Annotated in this window: 4 protein-coding genes; 2 read left to right on the top strand and 2 right to left on the bottom strand. The window is 61.5% G+C overall.

The window, feature by feature from the left end; translation table 11 throughout:
• Positions 1-134: 134 nt before the first annotated feature.
• A complete protein-coding gene (locus tag WMO66_RS00860) occupies positions 135-851 on the bottom strand; it encodes an N-acetylmuramoyl-L-alanine amidase (protein WP_349134517.1) in 717 nt (238 codons plus the stop codon).
• 238 nt (positions 852-1,089) lie between these two features.
• Here WMO66_RS00860 and WMO66_RS00855 point away from each other — a divergent pair, with 238 nt between their 5' ends.
• Together WMO66_RS00855 and WMO66_RS00850 are read left to right on the top strand one after the other, a co-directional pair.
• Positions 1,090-1,797, top strand: a complete 708-nt coding sequence (locus WMO66_RS00855; protein WP_349134516.1) for an ABC transporter ATP-binding protein — start codon at positions 1,090-1,092, stop codon at positions 1,795-1,797.
• Positions 1,791-5,015 carry an FtsX-like permease family protein gene (locus WMO66_RS00850; RefSeq protein WP_349134515.1) on the top strand — a complete coding sequence of 1,075 codons (3,225 nt, stop codon included), beginning with the start codon at positions 1,791-1,793 and terminating at the stop codon, positions 5,013-5,015. Before WMO66_RS00855 ends, WMO66_RS00850 begins: the two co-directional genes overlap by 7 nt.
• A gap of 120 nt (positions 5,016-5,135) precedes the next feature.
• Here the strand turns inward: WMO66_RS00850 and WMO66_RS00845 are convergent, their stop codons facing one another.
• A complete protein-coding gene (locus tag WMO66_RS00845) occupies positions 5,136-6,350 on the bottom strand; it encodes an ATP-binding protein (RefSeq protein ID WP_349134514.1) in 1,215 nt (404 codons plus the stop codon).
• Positions 6,351-6,795 lie beyond the last annotated feature (445 nt).

Raw genomic sequence — 6,795 nt, 5'->3', positions numbered from 1 at the left:
GCCGCTGCGGCGGGTTATGGAACGCGAAAGGACACCCTGACGGTTTCCTTTCACACTTTTCTTCCCTCCGAAACTTTCGGCTTGGCAGGTTTTTTGACAGTCTGAGAGAATATCCTCCCCACCGGGACCGGATTTTATGCGCGCCCGGAATATACGCGCTCGGCCATCAGGGCGACCTCCTCGCGCGTGGCGTAGCCGCCGGGGCGCGTGCCGTCCGTGATGCCGTGCGCCATGGCGCGGGCCAGCTCCTCCTGTGCCCAGCTGCTCGCCCTGCTGCCCGTTCCCTCCAGAACGGTGCGAATGCGCGCATCGATGCGGGCATCAAGCTCCTGCAGTGTCAAATCCTCCGCCTCCTTTTCCACCGGCCTGCGCAGCAGCGCGGCCGTCTCCCGCCGAAAATCGTCCATGCTTTTCCCAAACCGCGGGAACCAGTGCTCCACGTCGCCGTGGGCGCTGGCAATGCCGCGGCGATTGCCCTCCGCGTGGTCGAGCACGACGCCGTCTGCCAGCGGATCCAGCCCGAACCGGCGGCAGAGATAGGCCGTCAGCTCGACGGCTTCGCGGTACACCGCCGTAAAATAGGCACGGTCGTCCAGTCCGTCCTCGCAAATTTCAAAGGCCAGGTGCGTCCGGTTGCCGGACCGGCCACAGTGCCAGGCCTGCACCTCCCACGGCAGCGTCTGATAGACCGCGATGCCGCCGCCGGCCATTTTCCCCAGAAATGCGTGGACGCACACCGGAAGTCCCGGCCGGTTCCAATCATTATCATAGCGGTTTTTGCCCAATTCGCCGTCGTCCGGCTGCACATAGCGGCGCAGATATGGATTGTTCGCGCCCGTGGAGTGCACCATGACGCCGCACGGGACGAGCGGTGTGCCGCGGCGGAAGCAGTCGTTCCGCGTGAGGATGCATTCATGCAGCTCTATGCTTTCGCCTCCCTTCGCGCCAGCTTATGCCGAAGCCCGGCGCGCGGTTCCTGAATTTTCTGTGAATTTTACGCCTGCCGCGTGCGCTGCGCTTGCAATCCGTCCCCACGATTCGCTATACTATAATAAATAGAGTAGCGATGTACCTGAAGGAGGCCCCGGAATGGGAGAAGCATTCATCCGTTTTGAAAATGTGGAAAAAATATACGGCTCCGGTGAGGGCGCGGTCCGTGCCCTGCACGATGCGAGCTTTACGATCGGAAAAGGCGAGATCTGCGTCATCGTCGGCCCGTCCGGCGCGGGCAAGACGACGCTTCTGAACATCCTCGGCGGCATGGACACTCTGACGAGCGGCCGCGTCTTTCTGAACGACCGCGAGGTCTCGGCCTTTGACCGCCGCCAGCTTGCGGACTACCGGCGCCGCGACATCGGCTTCGTGTTCCAGTTTTACAACCTTATCCCGAATCTGACGGCGCTGGAGAACGTGGAGCTTGCTTCGCAGATCGTCCGCGACTCTCTGCCCGCGCCGCAGGTGCTCACGGACGTCGGTCTCGGCGAACGCATGAGGAATTTTCCGGCCCAGCTCTCCGGCGGCGAGCAGCAGCGCGTGGCCATCGCCCGCGCGCTGGCAAAAAAGCCGAGTCTGCTGCTGTGCGACGAGCCGACCGGCGCGCTGGACTATGCCACGGGAAAGCAGATCCTCGCCCTGCTGCAGGATCAGAGCCGGAAGAACGGTATGACCGTCGTCATCATCACGCATAACTCCGCGCTTACTGCCATGGCCGACCGCGTCATCGGCATCCGCAACGGCACCGTGGCCTATGCCCGCCTGAATGAGCACGTCACGCCGGTGGAGGAGATCGAATGGTAACGGGCAGCGCCTGGCGGAAGAACAATCGCCGCGAGCTGCGCCATTCACTCGGGCGGTTTCTGGCCATCGTCGCCATCGTTGCCCTCGGCGTCGGTTTTTTTGCGGGCCTGAAGGTCGCGCAGCCCGCCATGCTCCGCACCGGATCGCAGTATGTGCAGAAAACGGAGCTGTTTGACTACCGTCTTGTCAGCACGCTCGGCCTGACGCAGGAGGACGCCGATTATTTTGCCGGGCTGGACGGCGTGCGGGCTGCCGAGGGCGCGCGGAGCGTCGACCTCACGGCCGAGTTTGAAGACGAGGGCATGACGCTCAAGGCTCTGACGCTCTCCGACACGGTCAACCGCCCCAGCCTGACGGCCGGGCGCATGCCGGAGCGTGCGGACGAGTGCCTTGCCGATGCCGACCGCTTCACGGAGGCCGACCTCGGCAAAACGCTCACGGTGCAGGCCGCGTCCGTGAACGATGCGTTCACGCAGACGGCCTTCACCATCGTCGGCCTTGCGGAAACACCGCTGTATCTCGGCGCGGAGCGCGGTACGACGAGCCTCGGCGGCGGCACACTGAACGGCTTCGTGCTGCTGCAGCCCGAGGCGTTCGCCATGGACTATTTTACGGAAATTTACCTGCTGCTGGACGGCACGCAGGGTACGGACCTCTATTCCGATGCCTACGATGCCGCCGTCGACGCCGTGCGCCCCGCGCTGACCGCCGCGCTGAAGGAGCGCGCGCAGAAGCGCTATGACGACATCATCGACGAGGCGCGCGATGCGCTTTCCAAGGCGCAGAAGGAATATGACGACGGCCTTGCGGAATATCAGGAGCGGCGCGCGCAGACCGAGCAGGAGCTTGCTGACGCCCGCACGCAGCTCGACGACGGCGCGCAGCAGCTGGAATACAACCGTGCCCGCCTCACGCAGGCCGAGTCTCAGCTGGCCGGCGGCGAAAAGGAGCTGGAGGCCGGGCAGAAGGAGTATGACGAAGGCCTTGCCGCCTTCACACAGGCAAAGCAGGACGCGCTCGACCAGCTCGATGCCGCACAGGCCCAGATCGACGCCGCGCAGAAGCAGCTCGATGACAGCGGCATCCTCGTGCAGTATGAGGCCCTGCAGATCACGCGCCGCCAACTCACGGAGCGTCTTGCCTTGCAGGAGCCGGGCAGCGCTGAGGCCCTGCTGACGCAGGGACTGATCGAAGCGACGGATCTGCTTCTGCGCCAGTTTGAGCAGAGCGAGGCCTATCAGGGCTATCTGCAGCTGCAGCAGGCGCAGGCGGAGCTGGATGCAAAGCGCAGCGAGGCCATGCAGACACTGAATGAAAAACAAGCGGAGCTCGATGCGGCCAAGCAGAAGCTCGAGGACGGCAAAAAGCAGCTCGAGAGCAGCCGCAGCGAGATCGCAGCGGGCTGGGCCGCCGTGAACGCCGCGCAGGCTGAGCTGGAGCAGGGCGAGGCCGACTATGCCGCCGGAAAGGCCGAGGCGGAAAAGCAGTTCGCCGATGCCGAGGCGAAGCTTAAAGACGGCAGGCAGCAGCTCGAGGACGCACAGGTCGAGGTCGACAAGCTTGAGCACCCGAAGAGCTATGTACTTGACCGCAGCACGAACACGGGCTATGTCTCGTTTGAGAACGACAGCTCCATCGTCGCGGGCGTCGCGAAGGTGTTTCCGCTGTTCTTCTTCGCCGTGGCGGCTCTCGTGTGCATCACGACCATGACGCGCATGATCGATGAGCAGCGCACGCAGATCGGTACGCTCAAGGCCCTCGGCTACAGCGACGGCACCATCGCATGGAAATATATGTCCTATTCCGGCGGCGCGGCGCTGCTGGGCTGCGCGCTCGGCTTTGCCCTCGGCACATGGATCTTCCCACTGTTCATCTGGATGGGCTATTCCATGCTATATGACTTTGCACCCATCGTCTATGTGTTCGACGGCTGGCTGCTCATCATCTCCGTTCTGGCGGCGCTGGCCTGCTCGGCGGGCGTGACGTGGCTTTCCTGCCATGCGGAGCTGCGCGAGAACCCCGCGAATCTCATGCGCCCGAAGACCCCGAAGGCCGGCAAGCGCATCCTGCTCGAGTATATTCCGTTCGTATGGAACCGCCTGTCCTTCCTGCACAAGGTCTCCATCCGCAATATCGTGCGCTATAAAAAGCGCCTGTTTATGATGCTGCTGGGCGTCGGCGGCTGCACGGCCCTCATCGTTGCGGGCCTCGGCCTGCGCGATTCCATCTCCACCGTCGTGGACGATCAGTTCCGGGGCGTCACGCACTATCAGATTGCCGTCACGTTCGTCTCGCCCATGGACGAGGCGCAGCAGCGGGCCTTCCGCGAAAAATATGCGGACGAGATGACGCAGTGCATCTTTGTGCACGCCGCGGCCTATGAGGCGCGCACGTCCAGCGGCATCAACAAGGTCAACGTCATTGCGACGGACGACCCCGCCATCACGCAGGCCATCGACCTGCATGAGAACGGCAGGACCGTCGCCTGGCCGCAGCAGGGCGTGCTGCTCGACGCCGCGCTGGCGCGGGATACCGGGGTCTCCGTGGGCGAGACGCTCCCGGTCTCCGTGGACGACACGACGAGCGTCGATCTCCCCGTCGCCGGGACGTTCGAGAATTATGTCTACCACTATGCCTACATGACGGCGGAGACCTACAGGGATCTGTTCGGTGCAGACTGCGAATATAGCACGGCCTACATCCTCACGGACGGCGATGCCTACGCGCTCGGCGCGGCGCTGGCATCCAACTCCCGCGTCGCGTCCGTCACGGTCTCCGAGGCCCTGCAGGACATTGTGGACAACACCATGAAGAGCCTGGACTACATCGTCGGCCTCGTCGTGGTCTGCGCCTGCGCGCTGGCGCTCGTCGTGCTCTTTAACCTCTGCAACATCAGCATCACGGAGCGCGTGCGCGAGATCGCCACGGTGAAGGTCCTGGGCTTCTACCACCGCGAGACGCTGAACTATGTCTTCCGCGAAATTCTGCTTCTGACATTCTGCGGTGCGCTCGTCGGCCTGCCGGCGGGCTGGGCGCTGCACCGGTTCATCATGCAGAATATCCGCATCAGCCTTGTCTCGTTCCACATCCACGTCACACCGCTGAGCTATGCGCTGGCCTTCGCCGCCACGCTGCTGCTGGCCGTGGCCGTGTGCCTGTGCCTCATCCGCAAGATCGACCGCATCTCCATGGCCGAATCCCTCAAATCCATCGAATGAGAAAAACCGCGCTGCCGGAAACGATCCGGCAGCGCGGTGATTTTAGAAAAAACAAGATAAACAATAATTGTCGGGCCCGGCTGTCCGCTCCCCTACAATGGCATGTGCGGTCAGTGGCGCTTAATCCCATTTTTCCGCCAGCAGGAAATCGCGGAGATTCCGGTGCTTGATGCCGTCGCGGCTGCGGTCAAATTCGTCCAGCGAGACGACATATTTTGGGAAATTGTCCCGGATCGCGGCATATGCGCCGAACTCGCGCTCGATCGTTTCGTCTGTGGCCAGCAGATACGTCACCTGCACATAGAGCTTCTCGGCGCGCTTTTCGCAGACAAAATCGATCTCCTTTTCACCTGTTTTGCCTACTGTTACGGTATAGCCGCGGCGCAGCAGCTCCAGAAACACGATATTTTCGAGGATCAGGTTGATGTCCCGCAGGTTGCCGCCGAACACCGCCTCGCGGATGCCGTGGTCTGCAATGTAATACTTCTCATTTGTGGAAAGAACCTGCTTGCCCTGCAGGTCCTGCCGCTTGACCTGATAGAACAGATAGGCGTCGCAGCAGTATTTGAGATAGTTCAGGATCGTCTCCGGCGCGACATTCCTCTGCTCGTTCTTCAGAAAACGGGAGAGAGAGGACGCGGAGAACGTCGTGCCGACATTCGCCATGACGTAGGCAAGAATGCGCTCAAGCAGGTCGACATCGCGGACCATATTGCGCTTGACGACGTCCTTGAGCTGCACGGAGTTGAACACGTCCGTCAGGTACTGGCGCGACGGCTCTTCGGCGTATCGCAGGTTGGCAAGATAGGGCATGCCGCCTGCAAGCAGGTATTTCTGAAAGGCCTGCTGCCCAGAGGCCTCCGGCGCGATCGTCCGGTACAGCTCCAGAAATTCCGCAAACGAAAACGGATAGATGACAAACTCAACATAGCGGCCGCCAAGATAGGTCGCAAGCTCGCCGGAGAGGAGCTTTGCGTTGGAGCCTGTGATATAGATGTCGCAGTCCAGCGCCACGCGCAGGGAATTGACGCACTTCTCCCACTCCTGCACCTCCTGAATCTCATCGAAGAAGAGATAGGCCTTTCCGGGGATCGCTGCCGCGCGACGTAGAATTTCTGCGTGCAGGGCCTCTGAGCGGCACAGCGGCGCATTGCGCAGGTCTTCAAAATTCAGCGTGATGAATTGTTCCGCACCGACGCCGGAATCCAGCAGCTCCTGCTTCACCAGCTCGAGCATGACGGACTTCCCACAGCGGCGGATGCCGGTCATCACCTTGATCAGTTCGCCGCCGAAAAACGGACGAATGCGGCGCATATAGGATTCTCGCTTGATCAATTGGCAGGCCTCCCTTCGTGGCTTGTCTTATTTTATCAGAGTGTAAGTGAAAAAACAACCGAAATTTAGATTTTTATCAGTTATAACTTTCGAATTTTTATAAAGCAAAGAAAAGCCATGTCTCTCTGACACGGTACGAACGATCGACACAGGCTGCCGTTAAAATGGCAAACGCCGAAGTATGGGGTGTAGCGGCGCTCACTGCGCAGCCGTTGGCGGCTTTGCCGCCTTACGGATGCGGCGTGCCCTTTACGGGCAGTGAGCGCCCTGTACGGGGCTATTCCACTGCATGAGGGCACTGGTGCACCGCCGCACCACCCTGATGTGTCATTCCGAGGAGCAAAGCGACGTGGGAATCTCGCAGAACCCGGTCGGATCACAGGGTACTTCTGGCGAAAACGTAACTGCCTTCCCGAGATTGCCAACGGCCGACGTGGCAATCTCG

The sequence above is a fragment of the Faecousia intestinalis genome (assembly GCF_040096185.1).
GTDB lineage: Bacteria > Bacillota > Clostridia > Oscillospirales > Oscillospiraceae > JAZOXB01.
Note: the sequence above shows the minus strand (reverse complement) of the source record. Positions and strands in the feature narration are given on the sequence as shown.